Source organism: Macrococcus psychrotolerans, assembly GCF_038095555.1.
GTDB classification, from domain to species: domain Bacteria; phylum Bacillota; class Bacilli; order Staphylococcales; family Staphylococcaceae; genus Macrococcoides; species Macrococcoides psychrotolerans.
The window spans coordinates 480,579-503,017 of record NZ_CP124591.1; the positions used below are offsets into that span (position 1 = coordinate 480,579).

The window sequence follows — 22,439 nt, forward strand, 5'->3', positions numbered from 1 at the left end:
AGATGCCGTTATAATGCTTTATAGGAGTGATAATGTGAAATTTTTAACAAAATTATCTTTTAACTATAGATGGGCCCACGTTATATTTTTTATATTAAGTATATTATTGAGTGTTATTATTGTATTGCAAAGTATACAAATTGGTAAGGTGGTTGATGCGGTACTTTATCAGCATAAGATAGATTTTACTTTTGTTCTGTTTACGATTTTTATCATTTTAATATCTAGAAGTAGTGTACAGATGGGACTGAAGGTAACTGGAAACACGCTCAGTATTAAGGTGAAACATCAACTCAGAGCGTTTTTAAGCAAGAAAAAAGATGATGCAGGCACTGTTATGAATAACATACAGCAAGGTATAGAGGGGATTCATCCATTCTTTAGTGACTATTTGCCACAAGTGTATCGTTCTACGTTTATTCCATGTTCAATTCTGGTATTTTTATGTTTCTTTCATTATCAGACTGCACTAATTATGTTAATTACAGCACCTTTTATTCCTATATTCTATATTATTATAGGTATTAATACTGAAAAAGAAGCGACACGTCAAATGCTGAGTCTCAATAGGTTCTCAAACTACTTTCTAAATGTTATGAAAGGTATAATGACGATTAAAACATTTGATTATGAAGAAAAAGCGCTGAAGCAAACAGCACAATATTCAGAACGTTACAAAGAACATACGATGAAAATTTTGAAGACAGCGTTTCTTTCTACCTTAATGCTGGAATTTATCTCGATGCTATCAATTGGTATCATTGCTTTAGAAATTGGACTGTCACTGCTAGTGTTTCATAGTGTAAGTTTTTATACGTCAGTCGTAGTGCTGATGCTTGCGCCGGAATTTTATAATGCGCTCAAGGATCTTGGTCTAGCATTTCATACAGGTAAAACAGCAGCGGGTTATGGAGAAATATTGAGTGAGCAAATGACAGAATCCGTGCCGCAAGTGGAGTATATCACTGAAGACATTATTCGTTTTACAAACGTTAAGACGCATTATGACAATAGTGAGTTTACTCTTGACATTCCAGAGCTTGATTTACCGCTTGATCATTATACGATCGCTGGTGCGAGTGGTTCTGGCAAATCAACATTCGCGAAATTACTGTGTAATAGGGTTCCTTTTGAAGGACAGATGTCGTTAAGTAATAAGTTACAGAATGAAGTTGTCTATTTATCTCAGTTTGATGCAATTCTTTCTGATAGTGTGATCAACAATATCACGATGTTCAATGATTACAACTTTGAACAAGTCGTGGCACTAGCGAAAAAATTTAGGCTTCATGAGCGATTTACAAGGATGCCTGATGGTTATGACACAGTTATTGGACCAGAAGGTGAACAGCTTTCTGGAGGAGAAACGAGAAGACTATCATTAATGCGTGTATTTTTATATCCGAAAAAGCTGATTATTCTTGATGAACCAACGGCAATGCTGGATAAAGAAAGTCGAGATATCATACTCGGGGCAATTGAAGAATTAAAAGCGCATAGTTATATCATGATGATTGCCCATCATGAAGAAACGGTGAAGCAAAGTAAGCGACTGGTATACGTCCAGAATGGTCGTATTACACGTGTTTCAAATGAAGAAATGAGGTTGAATAATGATGAGATGGATGAATGAGTGGGTCAGTAAATCGATTATTTTATCAATTGTTATCGGTTTATTAGGAGCACTTACATCAATCGGAATGTTTAGTTTAAGTGGTCTCATGTTATCGAAGAGCGTATTGAATGTGCCGCTATATACTTTAATTGTCCTTGTCGCAACAATTAAATTGTTCGGTGTCGTACGCGCAATATGCAAATATTTTGAGCGTCTTATCTCTCATGACGCAACGTTTGAGATGCTTAAAGATATCAGGGTTAGGACTGTAGGTATACTACTTGAAAATTTTGAGCATATACAGTCAGATTACAAATTGTCTGATGTGCTGAACCGTACTGTCAATAATATTGAAAAACTTCAGAATAAATTGTTGAGAGTGATCTATCCACCGATTATCGCACTATTAACAACATTAACTGTAATACTTGTATATATTCAGTATAGTATGTATGCCGTAATTGTGATTGCAATTGCCATGATGATAATGATTATTGTACTTCCTAATATATTCGCAAGACAGCTGGAAGTGGTTGTCCATAATAAATATGAATCGACTGCACAATATGAAAATAAGCTCATGGATTATCAGCTGCATTATGAGACAATTCAAATCTTTGATGAAAACCACCGTTTTGAGCAGCAGTTAAATAAACTGCAAGATCGTATGGAATCGAGCATAGCGAAAGAAAATAAAGTTATTACTCTGTATGATTTTCTGTTAAATGCGATATCTATGGCAGCAATATTCTCAACGATTACTGTCATGATTGTTGATCCTTCACTAAATGTGATGATGTACTTAAGTCTTGTGATGGTAACCATTACATTATTTGAAATGAGCATACCGATGGTGCATTATCCCTACCACAAAGCGGAATCGAATCGCGCAGAAGAAGAGATTTCTGAACTAACATATAATGATGTAGAAAAAATCAACCTCCCGTTTGAAGCGTTAGAATTGTGTGACGTATCTGTTAAGAAAAAAAAATTGATTCTAGATACAATCAATCTGAAGATGACAAAAGGTCAAAAGATAGGGATTGCTGGTCGTAGCGGTTCTGGGAAAACGACTTTGGCGCATACGATACTGGGCTTAAATCAGATAGAAGGAAATTATATGTTAAATGGAAATTCTATACAATTACCTGTCGATCTGCTGTCAATGTGGAATGTCGCGACACAGGATACGCATTTTATCGAAGGAACAATCTCTGAAAATATGTTTTTATCTGTTGCAGATAAGGAATTAGAAGAACTGCTTCTTCATTTTAACTTGCCCTTTAAAGCCCAAAGTACCGTAGAAGCTTTCGGAAGTAATCTATCTGGAGGCGAAAAGAAACGACTACATTTTATAAGGATGATATTAAGAAATAAACCGTTATGGTTAATGGATGAACCATTTAATGGCGTAGATAACGAAAACATTGAAATTATGATGGCATACTTAAAACGAAATCAAATTACACTGATACTCATAAGTCATGATACTGAATTATTGAAAACGATGGATGAAATCTTAGTGATGGATGCAGGTAAGATTGTAGAAAGAGGAACATTTCAACAATTGTACAAAAATAAAACGACATTGTTTAATGCACTTTCAGAGGTGTAATAATTATATTAATATAATTAAAATGTAATTCTTTTGATATTATGATTAATAAATTATTATTTATATCAAATATTATGATAAAATAATAATAAATAATAATCAGGAGGATAAATTATTGAAAGTCGCATGGATTACAGATACTGCATCAGGATATAAGATTGGTGCTCATCAAGATATATTCGTCGTGCCAATGGGTGTGATATTAAATGATAAGCATTACCAGGATCAAGCAGAATTATCAGTGGAGGAATTCTACTCTTTACTGCAGGAATATGGAGATGGAGCGAAAACAACGCAACCTAATTTTCAGGCACTGCATGAAATTTATGAACATATTGAAAAGCTCGGTTATACGCATGTTATTGCGATACATCCTTCAAGCGAACTCACGGGATCGTTCCAGAATTCGGTGAAAGCAAGTCAAGAATCTTCACTAATCAGTGCAGTTATTGATTCAAGAATCGGTAGTTATCCGATGAAAGCAATGATTAATAAAGGGATATCTTTATTTGAAGAAGGGTATTCTTTTGAAGAGGTCGTTGATAAGTTAACGTCTTATACAGAGGATACAGTCCTATTCTTACAACCGAAAAACTTAAGCCAGATGAAAAAAAGCGGACGTGTCTCTAAGACACAGAGCTTTATGGCAGGATTATTAAATATTCAGCTGATTCTTCAGTTTGAAGAAGGTAAAATCTACCCTATAGAAAAGGTGAGAACCAAGAAGAAAGTCATCGCGTTGATGAAAAAGTGTGTTGATGAGGCACTTAAAACTGCACAACCGAAAGAAATCTGTGTGGTTTACGCAGGTGATAGAAGCGAAGCAGATATTTATATCGGATGGTTAAAAGAAAAATACCCAGATATTCATATTACCAATGAATTACTTGTCCCAGTTGCTGGTGTTCATCTAGGTTATGGCACGGTAGGAATAGGCTGGATCAATGCATAGATAAAGAGGATTGGTGTACACCAATCCTCTTTATTATGTTCAAATGATAGATTAATCGTTTGACAGATTATTAATAAGTTTGTTCAAGAGTGTACTATAGCATTTTCTCTCTTCCTCCGTGAATTGAGAGACTTCATTGATGATTTCAGTCACTTGATATAAATCATCCTTCATTGCAATACTTTTATCTGTTAAAGAGATGAACACTTCTCTTTGGTCTAGTTCTGAACGTGTACGAACAATTAAGTTGTTAGCTTCCATACGTTTTAGGAGGGGTGAAATTGTCCCGGTATCTAATGACAATTCGGTAACGAGCTTCTTAACATTTACTGGAGACTCATCCCATAAAATTGAGAGTACAAGATACTGGGGATAAGTGATATTATATTTCTTGAAAACTTTATTCGAATAATATCTATTTACTTGGCGGTGTGCATTATATAGATTGAAGCACAGCTGTTTATCTAATCTGAAGTTTTCTGACATTTATTTCCTCCTACTTTATGCGCAAAAATAAATGCGTTTGCTTTTTGCATATCTCTATATTTAGTATACTCTATAATAAATGAATCACCTAACGCATTCTTTTGTAATTTAATACAAAAAAGAACGATATTCAATGCTATTTACAATCTTTAAGTATGGGTGTTAAAGCACCTTACTTATGTTTATTGTTTAATGGAAAAAATATATAATACTCTAAAAAAGGAAGGTTAAATTTATGTCTCAGAAGATGAAAATCATTATTCTTAGTGGGTTTTTAGGGAGTGGTAAGACAAGTTTATTACTCAATATATTAAAACATAATAAAGAAAACAACGATTCCAATATCGCAATATTAATGAACGAACTTGGTGGTTTTAATGTTGACTCTAAAATCATTGGAGAAGAAACGCCATATAACGAATTATTGAATGGCTGTATCTGCTGTGATTTGAAGCATGATGTCGCTGTGCAGATAAGCGATCTCTATCATCGACATCATCCGGACTATGTCATTATCGAGGCGACTGGTGTAGCACATCCTGTAGAGATTTATGATGCATGCACAGATCCAGTGCTTACACCGATTGCCGATGTATATAATATTACTACGATAGTAGATGCTAAGCGTTTTCTGGAAAGAAATAAATATACGGAATCTACAAGAAGACTGATGGAAGAACAGGTAAAATATGCTGATATTGTGATTGTAAATAAGGTGGATATGATAGAGGATGATGAACGTATAGAGGTAACACATCAGCTATTAAACATCAACGCACGTGCCACAATGACAGAAACATCATATAGCAAGATTGAATTCAACCTTTTAGAGCAAAAAGGGAATGAACAGCATGCGCATGTGCATATGCACCATGGAATATCATCTGTTGTGTATACGTTTGATGGACCGGTTGATTCACGTGCGTTCGTAAGTTGGTTGATGCAGTTACCGGACAGTGTTTTGCGTGTAAAAGGATTTATTAAGTTTAGAGAGAACAAAGAACAGACTGTACTGTTTCAGTATGCCTATGGAATTCCTCAATATGAAGAAGAGGCAATGAACCTACCACTTAAACTGGTCGTTATTGGTGAAGGACTGGATAAGCACAAAATTATGGATCAATTAGATCAACTGCAATTTAGTTAAGAAATGTGAATATTTTATCACATTTCTTATTTTTTTTTGCATTTTTATGATTGAAATTGAATGAGTTTGATTGACAATGAATGAAAACAATCATATTATGAAAGTGTTCACAAAGGAGGTCTTCTATGCTGACGATTGAAAGACACAATACGATATTAAGACTTTTAGAGATACATGAGATTGTTACGCTTCAAATGCTTATTGATGAGACGCATTGCAGTGAGTCTACAATAAGAAGAGATCTCTCTACATTAGAAAGTGAAGGTCAGCTGATTCGCATTCATGGAGGCGCAAAAAAGGTGACCGAAAAACATCGAGATGTCGCGCTGTCTGTGAAGTCTACGAAGAAAACGAAGGAAAAAGAGGAAATCGCAAAAATTGCTGCAGCACAAGTGCGGAATAATGACTGTATCTACCTGGATGCAGGCAGCAGCACATTGATGATGATTCCTTATCTGGATCAAGCACATATTACCATTGTAACGAACGGCCTGACACATGTGCCGCCACTTGTTGAGAAAGGTTATGAAGTTTATATGATTGGCGGTTATATTAAACCAGATACGCATGCAAGTATTGGCGTACAGGCGATAGAAAGTTTAAGGCAATTTCGCTTTGATAAAGTATTCATGGGTGCAAACGGTGTGCATTTGACACAAGGTATAACGACGCCCGATATCGAAGAAGCCTATATTAAGCGAAAAGCGATTGAAAAAGCTGAACAGATTTACTTTTTAGTTGATGACAGCAAGTTTGATGAAGTGACATTTGCGAAAGTGTCAGACTTACAAGAAGGCAGAACGATGTTAATTACGAATCGTGAGAATGACCTTCAGCACAAATATGGTAAATATTTAATATAGGAGGTAGTATATGATTTATACAATAACATTGAATCCATCTATCGATTATGTGATGTTTACGGATGGATTTGAAGCAGGCGCATTAAACCGTGCACATACGACTTATAAGTTTGCAGGTGGTAAAGGTATCAATGTTTCAAGAGTACTTAAGTCGCTGAACACAGAGTCCACCGTACTCGGTTTTCTAGGGGGATTTCCCGGGCAATTTATCGAGGATAAGTTGAAGGCGAGCGATATCCAGGTGGATTGTGTTCAAGTAGAGAGTGATACAAGGATCAATGTGAAATTGAAAGGCGCAAGTGAAACAGAAATTAACGCACCAGGTCCTGATATTAATGAAGAAAATATTCAACAGCTAATGAACAAGCTTAAGGCGTTAACATCTGAAGACACTGTCGTAATTGCAGGTAGTATTCCTTCTTCGATGCCAGCTGATATTTATGCACAGATTGCAGAGCTTTGCCATGAACAACAGATTAAATTTGTTGTTGATGCAGAAAAAGCTTTATTAAACTCAGTGTTACCTTATAAACCAGTGTTTATTAAGCCAAATATTGTGGAATTAGAAGAAATGTTTAATACAACGTTGACAACAGATGATGCAATTTATGAAGCAGCGAAACGGTTATTGCATAAAGGTGCGCAGATGGTATTTGTTTCTATGGGTGGAGATGGTGCGATGTTAGTCACTGAAGAGCGATGCTTGAAGGCAACGGTACCGAAAGGACAAGTTGTAAATACTGTCGGCTCAGGAGATTCGACAGTAGCAGGTATGGTTGCCGGATTAACGAACGGCTTATCATTAACGTCTGCATTTAGACAAGCGATTGCTTGTGGTACAGCGACAGCATTTACAGAAGACTTAGCAACGAATGAAGAAATTCAAGAGATAATAAACCAAATACAAATTGAAGAGCTTTAATAATTAGGAGGGAAAATAATGAGAATCACTGATTTGCTTACATTTGACACGATGGCAATGGATTTACAAGCGACAACGAAAGACGGTGTGATCGATGAGTTAGTCGATACATTATCAGCTGCTGGTATTTTATCAGACAAAGCATCATTTAAAGAAGCGATACATGCACGTGAAGCACAGAGTACTACAGGTGTTGGTGAAGGGATTGCAATTCCCCACGCGAAAAATGATGCGGTTAAGAAACCAGCCATAGCATTTGGTAAAGCGGTAGATGGCATCGATTACGATTCACTTGATGGGCAACCAGCGCGCTTATTCTTTATGATTGCAGCACCTGCAGGAGGTGCACAGACGCATCTTGAAGCTTTAGCGAAGTTATCAGGGATATTAATGAATGAAGATGTTAGAACTGAATTATTACACGCAAAGACAAAAGAAGAAGTTATTGAAACAATCAACTTACACGATGAAATTGAAAAAGATGAAGAAGTCGTTTTAGCACCTACTGGAGATGAGGATGATGATAATCTCGTGCTAGCTGTTACCGCATGTCCTACAGGAATCGCACATACGTATATGGCAGCAGATGCACTGAAGAATCAAGCTGTTAAGATGGGTGTGCCGATTAAAGTTGAGACAAATGGTTCAGGAGGCATTAAAAACAGATTAACAGAGGAAGAAATTAAAAAAGCAAAAGGTATTATCGTTGCAGCAGATGTGAATGTTGAAACAAATCGTTTCCATGGTAAGAATGTTGTGACAGTACCAGTAGCAGATGGCATTAAGCGTCCTGAAGAGCTGATTAATATGGCTTTAGATACATCAAGACCAGCATATACTGCAAAGGATGATAAAGGCACTACGAATTCAGGTGGAGAGCGTAAAGGATTTTATAAACACTTGATGAGCGGTGTATCTAATATGCTACCTTTCGTTGTTGCAGGTGGTATATTAATGGCCATTGCATTTATGTTTGGGATTACATCGTTCGATCCAACCAAATCAGATTACCATCCGTTTGCAGAAGCATTATGGGCGATTGGGAATAAGTCTGCATTCGCTTTAATGGTTCCGATATTAGCAGGTTTCATCGCAATGAGTATTGCAGACCGTCCTGGATTGGCACCAGGTATGGTTGGTGGTATGTTAGCTGTTATGGGAGGTTCAGGCTTCCTTGGTGGACTGATTGCCGGATTCTTAGCAGGTTATTTAGTAGAAGCGATTAAGAAAATGTTAAGTGGTATGCCACAAGCATTAGATGGATTAAAACCGACGCTATTATATCCACTGCTTGGTGTAACAAGCACGGGATTAATTATGTACTACATTATCAACCCACCAGCGAGCTGGTTAAATAAATTAATGGCAGATACCTTAAATAGTATGGATGGAACAAATATCGTATTGCTGGGCTTAGTATTAGGTGGTATGATGGCCATTGATATGGGTGGACCGTTCAATAAGGCATCATACGCATTTGGGTTTGCAGCAATTGAAGCGGGGAACTATGCACCGATTACTGCTGCGATGATAGGTGGAATGGTTCCACCATTAGCAATAGCGCTATCAATGATTTTATTTAAGAAAAAGTATACAAAGACACAACGTGGATCAATCGTTTCAAATATCGTAATGGGAGCATCATTTATTACTGAAGGTGCAATTCCGTTTGCAGCAGCAGACCCATTACGTGTCATCCCATCAATGATTGCAGGAAGTGCAACAGCTGGAGCACTTGCAATGGCATTCGGTTGCCGTGTCCCAGCACCACATGGTGGTATATTCGTAATTGGACTTGATAAAGCACACTGGCCGATGTTCTTACTTGCATTATTCATTGGTGTTGTCGTATCAGCAGTCATTTACGGTTTGATTAAGAAACACCCAGAAGAACTAGAAGTGAAATAAAGTATAAATTATAACCTGCCGTACTAAAATAAAAGTTCGGCAGGTTTTTTATAAATATTTTCAATAGATTGACATATTATAAATCTTTTCTCATTATTTACTGCGTAATATATAATAAATGGGGTATAATATCATTACTTATTAATTGTGAAATAAAAGAACGGATGATATGGATGCTATATTATAAAACATATATAAAAGATAAAGACGCACCTTGGATTACATTTATTCATGGTGCAGGGGGAAGCTCGACGATTTGGTTTAAACAGATACGATACTTCAGAAAAGATTTTAACATATTACTCGTAGATCTTCGCGGACATGGACGTTCATCGGAAGTAATCTGGAAGAAGGAGGACTCATTTAAGACACTTGCCTCAGAAGTTGTCGAAGTACTGGATGAACTTGGTATCCAAAAGACACATATTATCGGAATGAGCTTGGGGACAATCGTTTCTCAAACAGTGGCGAACAAATATCCTGAACGAGTGATATCACTCGTGTTAGGAGGTGCGATTATATCGCTTGATATTCGTACGAAATTCTTGCTGATGATTGGACGACTAACAAAGAATCTTATTCCGTTTATGTTGCTATATAAACTGTTTGCATGGATTATTATGCCGAAGAAGGCTCATGAAGAATCACGTCTCGCTTTCATAAACGAAGCAAAGAAGATGAGTCAGAAGCAATTTGTGAAATGGTTTAGTTTGACGAAACTAATCAATCCTTATCTAAGTCATCTGCAAGTCGCAACGAAGACCATACCGACATTGTTTATTATGGGAGAAGAGGATTATTTGTTTATCCCGCCAGTTGAAAAGGTAGTGAAAGAAAATGGAAACTTTAGCCTAGAAGTGATTAAAGATTCTGGACATGTATGTAATATCGATCAGCCAGAACGTTTTAATGATTTGAGTAAGACATTTATTAATATCCATTCCGCTAATGCTTAAAGCTTTAATTTAGATATTACAGTGTACTTAAATACACTGTAATATTAATGTACACAAATTTGTGATAAAATATTGAGTAATCTACCGAGGAGGTGACTACTGTTGGGAAGGTCATAAATTGTATAAAAGCAAATTTAAATCAAGAAATAATTGTAACAAAAATCAAATGTGACTTGCGTAGTCACCAAACATATTTCGGAGGTGAATCCCTAGTATTAGGGAATTAATTGGACATACAGACCATATCAAATTTATTATTATTCGCATTATTAATCGCACTCACTGCATTATTCGTAGGATCAGAATTTAGTTTAGTTAAGGTAAGAACTTCAAGAATTGATCAGCTTGTATCAGAAGGTAATTCTGCTGCAAAGATTGTACAACATATGGTGCATCATCTAGATTATTATTTATCAGCATGTCAGCTTGGTATTACAGTAACAGCTTTAGGGCTTGGTTGGATTGGTGAATCAACATTCGAAGCATTAATTCATCCTGTTCTACATTTATTCCATATCCCAACTGATTTGAGTAAGCCAATAACGATATTCTTAAGTTTCTTTATCGTTACATTTATTCACGTAGTTATCGGAGAACTTGCACCGAAGTCTCTAGCTATCCAATATGCCGAGAGGATGACTTTAGCATTTGCTAGACCCCTTTATTTCTTTGGTATTATTATGAAACCATTGATCTTTGCTATGAACGGTACGGCCCGTTTAATCTTACGTATCTTTGGTGTCCAGCCTGCAGATCATGAACAGGCGATGAGTGAAGAAGAGCTGAAGATTATTATGACCCAGAGTTATCAAGGTGGAGAAATCAACCATACAGAGCTTGCGTATATGCAGAACATCTTTAGTTTTGACGAGCGATTAGCAAAGGATATTATGGTACCGAGAACGCAGATGGTATCATTAACACAACCATTCAATATTGATGAGTTGTTAGAAGTGATTAACGAACATCAATTTACACGTTATCCAATTACTGAAGATGGCGACAAAGATCATATTATTGGATTTATTAATGTAAAAGAATTTCTAACGAAATATGCTTCAGGTAATCCTGTACGTATTAAGGATCATATTCATGATCTGCCGTTAATTCATGAAGTGACACGCATTAGTGATGCTTTAATTAAGATGCAGCGTGAACGTGTGCATATTGCACTTGTTATTGATGAATACGGCGGTACAGCAGGGATTATTACGATGGAAGATATATTGGAAGAGATTGTCGGAGAGATTCGTGATGAATTTGATGATGATGAAGTGAATGATATTATTAAGACTGGAGACGATACATATCAGATTAATGGTCGTGTATTATTAGATGATATTACCGAGAAGTTTGGTATAGAGTTTGAAGATTCAGACGATATTGATACGATAGGGGGATGGATTCAATCGCAAAATCCCGATATTGAGAAAGATGATTACATTGATACTAAGTATGACAAATGGGTTGTATTAGAATCTGAGAACCATCAGATTATCACTGTTGCGTTGCATAAAGACTTCAATGCTTCAAGAAATAATCCAGACGAAGAAGAGGAAGCGTAATATGGAAAGTAGTACTTTGAAGAGTGTGTTTAGATTCTTTGGTTTCCTAGAAGGGGGCTCACTCTTGTTATTATTAGGTATTGCAATGCCCCTTAAATATTCAGCTGGAAAGCCTGAAGTTGTAACAATAATAGGTTCAATTCATGGGTTTTTATTCACAGTGTATGTAATTACATTAATATTAATAACGATTCGTACGAAATGGCCCATGAAGTGGCCGGTCATCGGTCTTATTGTAGCATTCATACCATTTGGCACATTTGTGTATGATCATTATTATATTCGTTCAAAATATTATTGAAGCGTGTGAGGCAATGCCTCAGACGCTTTTACTTTGAAAGGTTGCTGGTTGTATGAGAATTAATAAGTATTTATCAGAAGCGGGCATTTGCTCACGTCGTGGAGCTGATAAGTGGATCGAAGCAGGACGCATAAAGATTAATGGCGTTAAAGCTGAACTTGGCAGTAAGGTGACAGAAGGTGATAGTGTTGAAGTTGATAACAAAGTTGTGACATTGAACACAGATAAAGGATACGTATATATTAAACTGAATAAACCTCGTGGTATTACATCGACAACTGAGCGCCATATTAAAGGGAATATCGTTGATTTTGTGGGGCATAGTGAACGTATATTTCATATCGGTAGATTAGATAAAGATTCAGAAGGCTTAATCTTGCTCACGAATGATGGTGATATCGTAAACGAAATATTACGTAAGGAAGGTCGACATGAAAAGGAATATATCGTAACTGTTGATAAACCCATAACTGATGATTTCGTGAAACAGATGTCAGAAGGTGTGGCAATATTGGATACTGTGACATTACCTGCAGAAGTTGAGAGATTAAATGCGAAGACATTCAAAATTATATTAACGCAAGGATTGAATCGACAAATCAGACGTATGACAGAAGCATTAGGATATGAAGTGAAGCAATTGCGTCGAATTCGCGTGATGAATATATTGGTGGATGACTTAAAACTTGGAGAATGGAAAGATTTAACTGAAAGTGAAAAGGATGAACTTTTTTCGACGTTGAAGTATGTGCCAAAACGTTAAATATAAGTAAATCAGAAAAGAAGCGCCAAAACGATTAAAAAGTATCGTTTTGGCGCTTCTACGCATTAATCACTGAACATATCAAATAGTCCACCGATACCGCTTTCTCCCTTTTGTTTACCAGTAACAGGAGCTGCAGCAAAGATTCGACTTGCGAATCTTGAGAATGGCAGTGATTGCACATAAACACTTCCTGGGCCACGTAATCGCGCTAAAAATATACCTTCGCCCCCAAAAAGTTTTGTTTTAAGTCCCGGTACTGTCTCGATATCGTACGCTACATCTTTTGTCATACCTACTAAACAGCCTGTATCTACGAGCAAAGTTTCTCCAGGTTGTAGATCACGTTTCATAATGGCACCTCCTGCATGGATAAACGCCATACCATCACCTGATAAACGTTGCATGATGAATCCTTCTCCACCGAAGAAGCCAACACCTAAACGTTTCTGAAGTGCAATTCCAATTTGTACGCCTTTAGCAGCTGCTAGAAAAGCATCTTTCTGACAAATAAATTCTCCTCCCAATTGAGATAAATCAATCGGAATGATTTTACCTGGATATGGTGCTGCGAAATAGACATGGTCTTTACCTGTTCCACGGTTTGTAAATGTTGTCATAAACAAACTTTCACCTGTTAATGTACGACGGCCTGCTGCAAATAATTTATCCATAAATCCATTGCCACCGCTTGTTGAACCATCACCAAAGATTGTTTCCATATGAATATTTGGGTTGATCATCATCATACTGCCCGCTTCAGATATCACTGTTTCATTTGGATCAAGCTCAATTTCAACATATTGCATATCATCGCCATAAATTTTGTAGTCTATTTCGTGATTGTTCATTATTTTCCTCCATTTATTAAGATTATCATTATTATACTAAATATTTGAAGCGTCTAAAAATATAATGATATTCATTTTGTAAGAAAGCTTGTTTAGTGTATGATTTAATAAAGGAGATGATAATTATGAACCATATTCAGTTAAACAATGGTGTAACTATGCCACAAATTGGACTCGGTGTGTACAAAATTTCGGATGAAGAAATGTCAGAGGTCGTTAATGCCGCACTAGATGCAGGGTACCGTGCGTTCGATACGGCGCACTTCTATTTTAATGAAGCCTCGCTCGGTAAAGCATTGAACGAAAGCAATATACCACGAGAAGAACTGTTTATTACGACGAAACTGTGGAATGATCATCAAGGTTATGAATCAACGAAGAAAGCATTCAATGATTCGCTTCAGAAATTAGATATGGATTATGTAGATCTTTATTTGATTCACTGGCCATGTCCGGAAGACGAATTATTCGTTGAAAGTTATAAAGCGATGGAAGAACTGTATCACGAAGGGAAGATTAAAGCGTTAGGGGTCGCTAATTTCAAAGAACATCATCTGAATAAGTTACTACAAGAAACAACTGTAGTACCTGCAGTAAACCAAATTGAGTATCATCCGATTTTTAATCAAGATACGCTGCAGCAGTACTGTAAAGATAAAGGCATTGCAGTTACTGCGTGGAGCCCATTAATGCGAGGCGGAGCACTGTTTGAAGACGAAACGTTGAAGCGTATCGCAGAAAAATATAACAAAACAGTAGCACAAGTCATTATTAGATGGCATATCGACAGTGGCCGAATCGTCATTCCTAAGTCATCAAACATAGAACGTATTAAAGAGAATATTGATGTTTGTCATTTTGAGTTAATGGAACAAGATATAGAAGCAATTAATAATTTAAATAGAAATGAACGTCAATTTAAAGATCCGGATAAGATTAAAATTGGGGATATGAAGTAAATATTGAATAAACGATGAGATGGTGATGTTCAATGGCACCATCTCTTTTTCATGAGTTCGTCACAATTAATGGTTTTTAACATATATATTAAATGTATGTTTGTTGTACAATAAGTTTGAGGTGAGCGTATGAAATTTAAAAAACCAAATCAGCATGGCGCATGGGCAATGATTATTATGCCTGTATTGTTCGGAATGTTTGCAACAAAGTTTAATATATTTCAGCTGCTCTTTTTTGCAGGATGGTTTATGACATTTTTCTTTGCAGATCATTTTCTGTTTTATGTGAAGCAGAGAAAGAAGCAAATCGGATACTTAAAGTGCGCATTATTGTTTTTATTCATCGCTGCAATTTGTTATATACCGACAATCATTTATGAATATAAAGTTATGATGTTTTTCTTAGCAATGCTACCGTTTGGTATTATCAATTATTTCTTTGCAAAAGCACGTAACGAACGCCATATTGTTAATGATTTCTCAGCAGTTATGATTTTCTCGATTGCAGGCGTGCTGACATACTATATTCAATCTCATCAATTTGAATGGCCGATGATTTATGTATTCGGATTAAGTGTAGCGTACTTCATTGGAACAGTATTCTACGTGAAGACGATGATTCGTGAGAAGAAGAATATCCATTATCGTAATATGTCATGGGTATACCATGTTTTACTTGTTATCGTAGGCTGCTTTATTCATCCACTGTTACTCATCGCATTTTTACCGAGTTTGATTCGTGCAGTAATATTATACGGCAAGCAGCTTAAACCCATTAAAATAGGGGTGCTGGAAATTGCGAATGCGGTGTTTATTACAATATTTATCGGTTTATTTTTTAATATCATCACATAAAAATAAGAGCAGCGAATTCGCTGCTCTTACTGTTTGCCGTATATTAACGACGTTTGTGCATTAATTGTAATACAATTGATACGATTGCAATTAAAAGGATTGTACCTACTAATGCAGGGATAATACTTACGCCCCAAATTGTTGGTCCCATTTCTCCTAATAAGTTACCACCGATAGATGCACCGATAAGACCGGCAATGATATTACCGATTTTTCCGCCTGGAATATCAGTACCCATAATCATACCTGCGATCCAACCAATCAGACCACCCATAATAATTGTTAAAATAAAGCCCATAATAATTTCCTCCTATATTAAACAATTTAAACGAATATTATAAAAACGTTTATAAGCGTTTCGCTTATGATTCATAAATACCACGTAAAAAAGGAGATAAACATTTTTATTAAAATTAATTTTAATATAATCATAAAAAAGCTTATTGATTGTTAAACAGTAAACTTTTTTTAATATAAATGATGTATAGTATTCCTAAAATGAAATAGACGTAATTATATGGAATAAACATTACGAGTAATATAAAACTAATTGCAAATAAATATTCTCCGATACGTTTCGGATGGTTAATATATTTGTATATATTTAAATATTCAAACTGAAACCACTTTACTGTACCGTTTACTTCTGATAACTGATACATAATAAGACCGATGATAAAAAATGAAACGCTCAAATATGGACTTGATAAATAAACAGATTCGTCACTGTGCATAATAATAAATGGTATTGATATATTAAAGAGTAAGGCTAATAATAAGTGCAGCCATTTATAGTGAATATAGATGTTATAGTTATCGGAATGATAATAGCGTAAGTATAGATGCATGACACTTATCGAACCGATAAAAAGCACGAATGTTTTAGAAATAAAGTTTGCATGTCCAAGTAATGGATAGTTCGTTAATACTACGATCATCGTAGATATATTCAAATGAATATATGTCATGTTCTGTTCTTTAAAGTTAAAGAACAGAAATACGAAGAGCGTCATTAATAAATTTCCTATCAGCAAGTAACTCATAAAGTGTCTCCTTAAATTTCAATCGTGTTTCAATTATAACGTTTACATAAAATGAAACACAATGATTATTATACACCTTTTTTGTTACTCCAGAGCAATGTGTGCAGTTGTGGCGTTATATACACATCATTCATTTCACTGTCCGGCATTACTTTATCGATTAATGTTTCGTAATGTGAAAGTAGTCTTGAAGTATGGTCTTCTACAGTATCATCAAGATAGGGATTACCAACTTGTAAATACATTTTAATATGTGGGTAGCGTTTATGAATCATTTTGCTGAAATGATAATCGTCATCATTAAAGATAACCACTTTTAATGTTACTTTATCTGAATTCAGCTCACGAATCACAGCGTCCAGCTGGTCTAAATCGTGTGTCATCGTTGAACTTGGCGGTTTCGGGCTAATCGTCAACTGATCGATTTCAGTCATCCAGCTCTGGAATTTCGTACCTTGTGTTTCGAGCGCCACTTCAATACCTTTATCGTGTAATAACGATACAAATCCAGCTAAATTTTTTATCAGCGCAGGATTACCACCCGATATCGTGACATGATTAAACTGATTAGGTGCAATAGACTGAAGACGTTCATAGATTGTTTCGGGTAATAACATTTCAATTTCATCTTTCATCGTACCATCCCATGTAAACTTCGAGTCACACCAAGCGCAGCTGGAGTCACAGCCTGCTGTTCTGACAAACATCGTCTTGCGCCCGATAACTGCACCTTCACCTTGAATCGTTGGACCGAATATTTCTAGTACAGGTATCTTCATTATCGTTTACCTCTATATAATACGTAGCTTGTTGGTGTTTCACGTAAATAGACTTGCAGCACTTTTGGTCCATGTGAAAGTGTATCTAAATGTGCTTCAATTTTTTCGAATATGAGCTTCGCAACGCTTTCTGTTGATGGTGGTGTGCCTTGAAATGCTTCTAAATCATTCATTAAACGATGGTCAAACGTATCATTGATGATAGATTTTATATCTCTGAAATTAACGAGAAATCCCATTTCATCTAGTTCATTTCCACCAATTGTTACATTCGCAAAGTATGTGTGTCCGTGAACACGGCTGCATACACCTGCCTTCTCATTCGGAATAAAGTGTGCGGCAGAGAAGTTAATATCTTTGTTCAGTTCAAATGCATAATTATGATTCACTTGAGGATATAGTTGCTGCATCATTATAAGTCACCGCTTTCTTTTTCTTGCAAGTATTGGTTAAGACCTTTGTTTCTCAGTTTACAGCTTGGGCACTCCCCGCAGCCGTCTGCAGGGATTCCGTTATAGCATGTTAATGTTTTGTTACGAACATAGTCCAGTTGTCCTAACGTATCTGCAAGCGCCCAAGTTTCTTTCTTATCAAGCCACATTAATGGTGTATGAATTTCAAAGTTTAGATCCATCGATAAGTTAATCGTGACATTCAGCGACTTAATAAAGTTATCACGGCAGTCAGGGTACCCTGAGAAGTCAGTCTCGCATACGCCAGTAATGATATGCTTCGCATTAATCTGATACGCAAGTGCCGCCGCAAAGCTCATAAACAGCAAGTTACGCGCAGGAACGAATGTATTTGGAATATCATCCTCTTCGATTGTTAAGTCGTGGTGCGTCAATGCATTCGGTGATAACTGTGAGAGTAAAGACATATCAAGGACATGATGTTTTAAATTCTGTTCTTCTGCAATTTGTTTTGCGATATCGATTTCAAGAGCATGACGTTGCCCATAGTTAAAGGTTACAAGTTCTACCTCATCATAATGATGCATCGCATAGAACATGCATGTTGTGCTATCCTGACCGCCACTAAAGACGACCAGCGCTTTGTTAGAATTCAGTTGTTTCATTATATTCACTCCATTAAAAAAGACACCAATCCTAGCGGTGTCGTTCTAGTTTTTTATAGAGGGTGTGCGCTAGGAACCTCTTATATTGAATTCGCTACTCATTATAACAGAAAAGCGTGTATAATAATATCTGTTACTTCAAGAAAACGTTTTTAGAAATGAGTGAAGTTTATGATTTTAATGATAGATCACGATGATTCGTTTACATATAATATCGTTCATTATTTAGAGGCAATGGATGAAACTGTTCACGTCGTACGTTCTAAAGTTGTGACCATTGAACATATAGATCGATTATCGCCGGAATTTATTATTCTATCACCAGGTCCGGGACATCCGGCAGAAGCAATTATCGCACATAAAGTTATCGATACATTCGGAGGCCGTATTCCGATTCTTGGCATATGTCTTGGTTTTCAGGTGATCATGCAGCACTTTAATCATGAAATTAAGAAGCTGTCACCAGTACACGGGCATATCGGCCATGTAGAACATGACGGTACAGACTTATATCAAGGTGTAGAAGCGCCGGCACAAGTTGCAAGGTATCACTCTTTAGGAACGATGGACAAGATTCAAAGGCCATTAATCGTTACCGGTATAACGGATAATATTGTGATGAGTGTAGCACATGAATCATGGCCGATTTACGGTATTCAGTTTCATCCAGAATCTGTACTCACAACTTCCGGCTATATGATGCTCAACAATTTCTTATCGTTAGGACGTGAATTTCATGCGCGCGGTCATTAACTTTCGGCTCTATCGCGATGGTAAGACGATACCTGTTCAATATACCTTTACGAACCCTGTAAAAGTAGATAGAGTATATACAGAAGACGGTATGCTAAATGCTTTAACAGAAGCAGAAGAGAGTGGATTATATGTTGTCACTGCGATTAAGTATGAAGCGGCGAAACTGTTTAATCCACTTATGAAAGTTCATCATATAGATGGGCCTCTTGCATTGTTTTATTACTTTGAAGATTATGATGCATTTGAATATGTAAATGCAGAACCATTAAAAACACAGTTTACTTTTGAACAATCTGCTGAAGAAATCATGAAAGCTGTAGAATCTATCCAGGAATATATTCGACAAGGTGTCACGTATCAAGTTAATTATACGACACGACTTAAAGCAACATTAACAGAAGATCCATACGCACTCTATCAATACTTGAGTGCACAAAACGGCAACTATACGGCTTATGTAGAAGATGGGGACGATTATATCATCAGCATTTCACCGGAACTCTTCTTCCAGTATGATGTACTGAATAATCAGCTGTTAACGAAACCGATGAAAGGTACGCTTGAGCGTGGCAGTAACGAAGCAGAAGATGCTAAAAACTACGAACGGCTCAAAAACTCAAGTAAAGATAAAGCAGAGAATGTGATGATCGTCGATTTATTGCGTAATGATTTAAGTCGTATCGCGAAAAAGGGCAGTGTGAAGGTCGATCAACTGTTTGAAGTGGAACGCTATCAAACAGTATTCCAAATGACTTCAACAATTACGGCAACGAATAACAACCATTCATTGTATGAAATTATGCGTGCGCTTTTCCCGTGTGGCTCAATTACTGGCGCACCTAAAATTTCGACGATGAAAATTATTAATGAACTGGAGTCACCAAGAGGAATTTATTGTGGGACGATTGGTTTTATTAAGCCAGATGATTATATGATATTTAATATTCCGATTCGTACAATCTCCTTGCACCATAATGAAGCAGTATATAGCGCAGGCGGTGGGATTACAATTGACTCACATCCACAAGCGGAATATGAAGAAATTATCGCAAAGACACAAGTCGTGCAGCCACGCTTTAATTTAATTGAGACGATGCGCGTTACTGATAGTATTATCCAAAGAGAAAAGTACCATCTGGAACGATTATGGCATGGCATTACAGCATTTAATATTAATGTAGATTTAGACAATGTAAAAGCATTTATTCGTGATAATAAGCCAAAGAATGGAAGGTATAGAGTCACACTTAGTGTAAATGGAAATTTAAATGCTACGACAGAACCGTTACCAGATAAGAAAGTATTTACTGCGGAGCTCCTCCCATCTGTGCAAGGTGAAGAACGCTTCTATCAGCATAAGACTTCCGTCCGTACCCACTATACACAGCCAGAGCAGGAGCTTGCACTATATTATGATAGGTATCTCTTAGAATTTAATATAGGAAATTTAGTCTATAAAATTAATGATAACTATTATACACCGAGTGCGCAGCAGTATATTCTTGAAGGTTGCATGAAACAGCAGCTACTAGATGAAGGCAAGGTTTCAGAACAGGATATCACGATTGAAGAATTTATAGAAATGTACGCATCAGGACGACTCACTGTTTATATGATCAATAGTTTAAGAGAGTGGTCTGAAGTGAAAATCATTTTGTAATTGATGCGCAAATAAAAAATTTAAGTTACAATATAGTATAAATTATTGAGAGATTAGGTGATGCAATGTTTTTAAATATAATCATCATACTGATGTTGCTGACAGGTTTATCGCTTGGCGTCTACATAATGAACAGGGTAATTATCGACGAGTTCAAAGCTCAAAATATAAAACAAGCTTATATTTATCTTTATATAACAATGTTCGGCGCATTATTAGTTGTTGCGGTAATAACGTTTTGCTTCCAGAATATACTGATTGATTTTTCAAATTTATTCTACCGATCATAGTTATCGGTAGTTTTTTTAGGTCTTTGGGCTGATGTATGGTTATGTAAATGAATTTATAATAATTATAAAGGAGCAATCAAATGTCAATTGTATTCGAAACGACGGGCGTATTTACGAGTCTGCAGCAGATCAATGATGTCGCATATGCAGCAACTTCATTGTCTGGACCCTGTGATAGTCTGGCGCATATATTAGGTAATGCATTACTTGGTAATGATATAACGAGAGAAACGTTAGAGATGACCTTCACTGCACCAGTGATACGTTTTGAAGAACGTACGCTGATTGCGTTAACCGGCGCAGAATTCTATGCCTATACAGACGAGCGTGAGATTGCACCTTTTAAAGTGCATTTAATGGAAAAAGGTGACGTGCTAAAGTTTCGTCAGCCCAAAAAAGGGACACGTGTATATATGGCTGTTGCAGGTGGGATGCACTTTGTAAACAATCTGAGCGGCAACATTGTCTTAAAGGCGGGAACACGAATCGAGCTTGAACGTGATTATAACGAACTCCACAAAAAAATGTTTGATAACCTAGAACATCAGAAGTGCGCTACTTGGGGAATCGATGCCTATTCGCTCGCGCGACTTTATTATTCAGATGTATTTCATATTATCAGTACAGCAGCACTCGATACTTTATCAAGAAAACAGCTGACACAAGACACTTATACAGTGACGCAGCACTTTGATAGAACGGGGTTTATACTGGAAGGGCAGAAAGTGAAATTGATTTCAAATAATAATGTTTCTGTTGAGCGCTGCGGTACACTACAAATTACGCATCAGCATGACATCGCGATATCTTTGAAGCACATTACCCAAGATGATGATTATGTTCAGTTCGCTTATATCGCAGATTATCATCTCGCTAAGCTTTCCCAGAAGAAACCCGGTTCGAAGCTGTTATTTAAATGGGTGGATCAAGAAGAGATGGTGCGTCAAAAAGAAAGTTATGAAAACTGGATTAAAACGGTTATGCATCAAATTGCTTTCCAGCACAATATTGAGTTAAGTAAATAAATGCTCTAAAGAAACAAATTACACATTTGTTATCATTTTTAAGTAATAAT

23 protein-coding genes are annotated in these 22,439 nt (G+C 36.4%); 16 read left to right on the plus strand and 7 right to left on the minus strand.

The features are described from left to right. Window positions 1-34 precede the first annotated feature (34 nt). From QA539_RS02520 to QA539_RS02530, 3 genes are all read left to right on the plus strand, one after another. Window positions 35-1,633, plus strand: a complete 1,599-nt coding sequence (locus QA539_RS02520) for an ABC transporter ATP-binding protein/permease (protein ID WP_283721839.1) — start codon at window positions 35-37, stop codon at window positions 1,631-1,633. Further along, window positions 1,614-3,230 carry an amino acid ABC transporter ATP-binding/permease protein gene (locus QA539_RS02525; protein ID WP_419895389.1) on the plus strand — a complete coding sequence of 539 codons (1,617 nt, stop codon included), beginning with the start codon at window positions 1,614-1,616 and terminating at the stop codon, window positions 3,228-3,230. Before QA539_RS02520 ends, QA539_RS02525 begins: the two co-directional genes overlap by 20 nt. 115 nt (window positions 3,231-3,345) lie before the next feature. Next, a complete protein-coding gene (locus tag QA539_RS02530; RefSeq protein ID WP_419895390.1) occupies window positions 3,346-4,182 on the plus strand; it encodes a DegV family protein in 837 nt (278 codons plus the stop codon). A gap of 51 nt (window positions 4,183-4,233) precedes the next feature. Here QA539_RS02530 and QA539_RS02535 read toward each other — a convergent pair whose 3' ends face one another. Next, a complete protein-coding gene (locus tag QA539_RS02535; RefSeq protein WP_120786660.1) occupies window positions 4,234-4,668 on the minus strand; it encodes a MarR family winged helix-turn-helix transcriptional regulator in 435 nt (144 codons plus the stop codon). A 235-nt stretch (window positions 4,669-4,903) separates the two neighbouring features. Here QA539_RS02535 and QA539_RS02540 point away from each other — a divergent pair, with 235 nt between their 5' ends. The 8 genes from QA539_RS02540 to QA539_RS02575 all read left to right on the plus strand — a co-directional run bounded on the left by QA539_RS02540 (window position 4,904) and on the right by QA539_RS02575 (window position 13,093). Beyond that, window positions 4,904-5,815 carry a CobW family GTP-binding protein gene (locus QA539_RS02540; protein ID WP_219493993.1) on the plus strand — a complete coding sequence of 304 codons (912 nt, stop codon included), beginning with the start codon at window positions 4,904-4,906 and terminating at the stop codon, window positions 5,813-5,815. Window positions 5,816-5,940: 125 nt separating this feature from the next. Then, window positions 5,941-6,678, plus strand: a complete 738-nt coding sequence (locus tag QA539_RS02545; protein WP_219493995.1) for a DeoR/GlpR family DNA-binding transcription regulator — start codon at window positions 5,941-5,943, stop codon at window positions 6,676-6,678. A gap of 10 nt (window positions 6,679-6,688) precedes the next feature. Beyond that, the gene (gene pfkB, locus QA539_RS02550) at window positions 6,689-7,600 is read left to right on the plus strand and encodes a 1-phosphofructokinase (RefSeq protein ID WP_419895391.1); all 912 of its coding nucleotides are present in this window, start codon (window positions 6,689-6,691) and stop codon (window positions 7,598-7,600) included. An 18-nt stretch (window positions 7,601-7,618) separates the two neighbouring features. Then, complete coding sequence (locus QA539_RS02555) at window positions 7,619-9,508, plus strand: PTS fructose transporter subunit IIABC (RefSeq protein WP_219493999.1); 1,890 nt, start codon at window positions 7,619-7,621, stop codon at window positions 9,506-9,508. 173 nt (window positions 9,509-9,681) lie between these two features. After that, window positions 9,682-10,464, plus strand: coding sequence for an alpha/beta fold hydrolase (locus QA539_RS02560; protein WP_219494000.1), 783 nt, complete (start codon window positions 9,682-9,684; stop codon window positions 10,462-10,464). A gap of 227 nt (window positions 10,465-10,691) precedes the next feature. Then, entirely contained in the window at window positions 10,692-12,029 is a 1,338-nt protein-coding gene (locus QA539_RS02565) for a hemolysin family protein (protein WP_219494001.1), read from the plus strand. A gap of 1 nt (window position 12,030) precedes the next feature. Then, window positions 12,031-12,330: a DUF3817 domain-containing protein gene (locus tag QA539_RS02570; protein WP_219494003.1), complete on the plus strand. Its 300-nt coding sequence runs from the start codon at window positions 12,031-12,033 to the stop codon at window positions 12,328-12,330. A gap of 52 nt (window positions 12,331-12,382) precedes the next feature. After that, window positions 12,383-13,093, plus strand: a complete 711-nt coding sequence (locus QA539_RS02575) for a pseudouridine synthase (RefSeq protein WP_413474157.1) — start codon at window positions 12,383-12,385, stop codon at window positions 13,091-13,093. A 65-nt stretch (window positions 13,094-13,158) separates the two neighbouring features. On the opposite strand, the gene QA539_RS02580 is transcribed toward QA539_RS02575, so the two are convergent. Beyond that, the gene (locus tag QA539_RS02580; RefSeq protein ID WP_219494006.1) at window positions 13,159-13,944 is read right to left on the minus strand and encodes a TIGR00266 family protein; all 786 of its coding nucleotides are present in this window, start codon (window positions 13,942-13,944) and stop codon (window positions 13,159-13,161) included. Window positions 13,945-14,066: 122 nt separating this feature from the next. On the opposite strand from QA539_RS02580, the gene QA539_RS02585 reads away from it, so the two are divergent. Together QA539_RS02585 and QA539_RS02590 are read left to right on the plus strand one after the other, a co-directional pair. Then, window positions 14,067-14,903, plus strand: a complete 837-nt coding sequence (locus tag QA539_RS02585) for an aldo/keto reductase (RefSeq protein ID WP_419895586.1) — start codon at window positions 14,067-14,069, stop codon at window positions 14,901-14,903. 129 nt (window positions 14,904-15,032) lie between these two features. Beyond that, window positions 15,033-15,758: a YwiC-like family protein gene (locus QA539_RS02590; protein WP_419895392.1), complete on the plus strand. Its 726-nt coding sequence runs from the start codon at window positions 15,033-15,035 to the stop codon at window positions 15,756-15,758. Window positions 15,759-15,801: 43 nt separating this feature from the next. Here the strand turns inward: QA539_RS02590 and QA539_RS02595 are convergent, their stop codons facing one another. The 5 genes from QA539_RS02595 to queC form a co-directional block, all read right to left on the minus strand. Continuing rightward, window positions 15,802-16,056, minus strand: coding sequence for a GlsB/YeaQ/YmgE family stress response membrane protein (locus QA539_RS02595; protein ID WP_283721833.1), 255 nt, complete (start codon window positions 16,054-16,056; stop codon window positions 15,802-15,804). Window positions 16,057-16,198: 142 nt separating this feature from the next. Next, window positions 16,199-16,801, minus strand: coding sequence for a hypothetical protein (locus QA539_RS02600; RefSeq protein ID WP_419895393.1), 603 nt, complete (start codon window positions 16,799-16,801; stop codon window positions 16,199-16,201). Window positions 16,802-16,869: 68 nt separating this feature from the next. After that, the gene (queE, locus tag QA539_RS02605) at window positions 16,870-17,583 is read right to left on the minus strand and encodes a 7-carboxy-7-deazaguanine synthase QueE (protein ID WP_419895587.1); all 714 of its coding nucleotides are present in this window, start codon (window positions 17,581-17,583) and stop codon (window positions 16,870-16,872) included. Continuing rightward, a complete protein-coding gene (gene queD, locus QA539_RS02610; protein ID WP_086038220.1) occupies window positions 17,580-17,993 on the minus strand; it encodes a 6-carboxytetrahydropterin synthase QueD in 414 nt (137 codons plus the stop codon). The genes queE and queD overlap by 4 nt, the downstream gene beginning before the upstream one ends. Then, on the minus strand, window positions 17,993-18,658 hold the full coding sequence (gene queC, locus QA539_RS02615) for a 7-cyano-7-deazaguanine synthase QueC (protein WP_086038221.1): 666 nt from the start codon (window positions 18,656-18,658) through the stop codon (window positions 17,993-17,995). The genes queD and queC overlap by 1 nt, the downstream gene beginning before the upstream one ends. Before the next feature lie 171 nt (window positions 18,659-18,829). On the opposite strand from queC, the gene QA539_RS02620 reads away from it, so the two are divergent. From QA539_RS02620 to QA539_RS02630, 3 genes are all read left to right on the plus strand, one after another. Further along, window positions 18,830-19,411, plus strand: a complete 582-nt coding sequence (locus QA539_RS02620; protein ID WP_419895394.1) for an anthranilate synthase component II — start codon at window positions 18,830-18,832, stop codon at window positions 19,409-19,411. Beyond that, a complete protein-coding gene (pabB, locus tag QA539_RS02625; RefSeq protein ID WP_419895395.1) occupies window positions 19,395-21,074 on the plus strand; it encodes an aminodeoxychorismate synthase component I in 1,680 nt (559 codons plus the stop codon). The genes QA539_RS02620 and pabB overlap by 17 nt, the downstream gene beginning before the upstream one ends. Window positions 21,075-21,444: 370 nt before the next feature. Beyond that, window positions 21,445-22,389 carry a hypothetical protein gene (locus tag QA539_RS02630; RefSeq protein WP_219494019.1) on the plus strand — a complete coding sequence of 315 codons (945 nt, stop codon included), beginning with the start codon at window positions 21,445-21,447 and terminating at the stop codon, window positions 22,387-22,389. Window positions 22,390-22,439 lie beyond the last annotated feature (50 nt).

Bases quoted from the DNA above. Each gene is read 5' to 3' on its own strand.
- QA539_RS02580 (WP_219494006.1), bottom strand. From the start codon at position 13,944: ATGAACAATCACGAAATAGACTACAAAATTTATGGCGATGATATGCAA.
- QA539_RS02590 (WP_419895392.1), top strand. From the start codon at position 15,033: ATGAAATTTAAAAAACCAAATCAGCATGGCGCATGGGCAATGATTATT.
- QA539_RS02555 (WP_219493999.1), top strand. From the start codon at position 7,619: ATGAGAATCACTGATTTGCTTACATTTGACACGATGGCAATGGATTTA.
- QA539_RS02560 (WP_219494000.1), top strand. From the start codon at position 9,682: ATGCTATATTATAAAACATATATAAAAGATAAAGACGCACCTTGGATT.
- queC (WP_086038221.1), bottom strand. From the start codon at position 18,658: ATGAAACAACTGAATTCTAACAAAGCGCTGGTCGTCTTTAGTGGCGGT.
- QA539_RS02600 (WP_419895393.1), bottom strand. From the start codon at position 16,801: ATGAGTTACTTGCTGATAGGAAATTTATTAATGACGCTCTTCGTATTT.
- QA539_RS02630 (WP_219494019.1), top strand. From the start codon at position 21,445: ATGTCAATTGTATTCGAAACGACGGGCGTATTTACGAGTCTGCAGCAG.
- pfkB (WP_419895391.1), top strand. From the start codon at position 6,689: ATGATTTATACAATAACATTGAATCCATCTATCGATTATGTGATGTTT.
- QA539_RS02540 (WP_219493993.1), top strand. From the start codon at position 4,904: ATGTCTCAGAAGATGAAAATCATTATTCTTAGTGGGTTTTTAGGGAGT.
- QA539_RS02595 (WP_283721833.1), bottom strand. From the start codon at position 16,056: ATGGGCTTTATTTTAACAATTATTATGGGTGGTCTGATTGGTTGGATC.
- QA539_RS02620 (WP_419895394.1), top strand. From the start codon at position 18,830: ATGATTTTAATGATAGATCACGATGATTCGTTTACATATAATATCGTT.
- QA539_RS02570 (WP_219494003.1), top strand. From the start codon at position 12,031: ATGGAAAGTAGTACTTTGAAGAGTGTGTTTAGATTCTTTGGTTTCCTA.
- QA539_RS02575 (WP_413474157.1), top strand. From the start codon at position 12,383: ATGAGAATTAATAAGTATTTATCAGAAGCGGGCATTTGCTCACGTCGT.
- QA539_RS02545 (WP_219493995.1), top strand. From the start codon at position 5,941: ATGCTGACGATTGAAAGACACAATACGATATTAAGACTTTTAGAGATA.
- queD (WP_086038220.1), bottom strand. From the start codon at position 17,993: ATGATGCAGCAACTATATCCTCAAGTGAATCATAATTATGCATTTGAA.
- QA539_RS02525 (WP_419895389.1), top strand. From the start codon at position 1,614: ATGATGAGATGGATGAATGAGTGGGTCAGTAAATCGATTATTTTATCA.
- QA539_RS02535 (WP_120786660.1), bottom strand. From the start codon at position 4,668: ATGTCAGAAAACTTCAGATTAGATAAACAGCTGTGCTTCAATCTATAT.
- pabB (WP_419895395.1), top strand. From the start codon at position 19,395: ATGCGCGCGGTCATTAACTTTCGGCTCTATCGCGATGGTAAGACGATA.